This window comes from Actinopolymorpha sp. B9G3 (assembly GCF_040120725.1).
Lineage (GTDB): Bacteria > Actinomycetota > Actinomycetes > Propionibacteriales > Actinopolymorphaceae > Thermasporomyces.
Genome location: NZ_JBEEAB010000084.1, coordinates 1 through 826 on the forward strand (window position 1 = coordinate 1; position 826 = coordinate 826).

1 pseudogene is annotated in these 826 nt (G+C 66.2%); it reads right to left on the reverse strand.

What is annotated here, in order from left to right:
* Positions 1-261 precede the first annotated feature (261 nt).
* Positions 262-701: pseudogene (locus tag ABNF93_RS34680) on the reverse strand (IS30 family transposase); the annotation flags it as partial.
* Between the last annotated feature and the right edge of the window lie 125 nt (positions 702-826).

The following is an 826-nucleotide window of genomic DNA, read 5'->3' on the forward strand; positions in this document are numbered from 1 at the left end:
GCGGTGGTCGCAACACGGCTGCTTGTTGCGGGTGAGCGTAGCGGTCGGCAGATTTGGCAGAAAAGGCTTAGGCGGTTGGCAAGTGGAGGGGTCGTGGCCGCCCGATCGGCGATGTTGAGGGGAAGGTCTCGCCGTCAAGGGCGCCTTGCGGCGTCGCTGGCGCGATGGGGCTGCGCCCCCACCCTTGACTGCGAGCCCTACCCCTTTTGGCCAGCTGGCTATCGGGGCGGCCACTCCCGGTGTGGCGCACCACCCCCGCCGTTATGTCTGCAGCAGCGGGCCGATCAGTTCGTCGGGCTTGGCGTAGCCGTGCCTCTTACGGGGCCGGTCGTTCAGCTCTGCGGCGATCCAGTCCAGGTCGGCCTGGCTGTGCACGGACAGGTCAGTCCCCTTGGGAAGGTACTGGCGCAGCAGGCCGTTCGTGTTCTCGTTCGACCCGCGCTGCCAGGGCTTGTGCGGGTCGCAGAAGAAGATCTCGATGTCTGCACGATGCTGACCTGTTTCCAGTCGCGCATCTCTGGTCCCTGGTCCCAGGTCAGCGAGCGGCGCAGCAGTTGGGGAAGGGTTTGGATTTTCGCGGCCAACGCCGGGGCGACCTGCTCGGGCTTGTATCCCTCGGGCAGGTGCAGCAACATCACATAGCCGGTGGTCCGCTCGACCAGGGTCCCGATCGCAGTCGCGTTGTTCTTACCAATGATCAGTCGGGTAGCGGGGACGCATTGCTGCGTCCCCGCCCCCTCAGAACCGTGCGTGCAGCTGTTCACCGCACACGGCTCAAGCGGGCCCCGTTGGGCTCGCGGGCTGGAGAAGCTGCGGGATTGGTCGA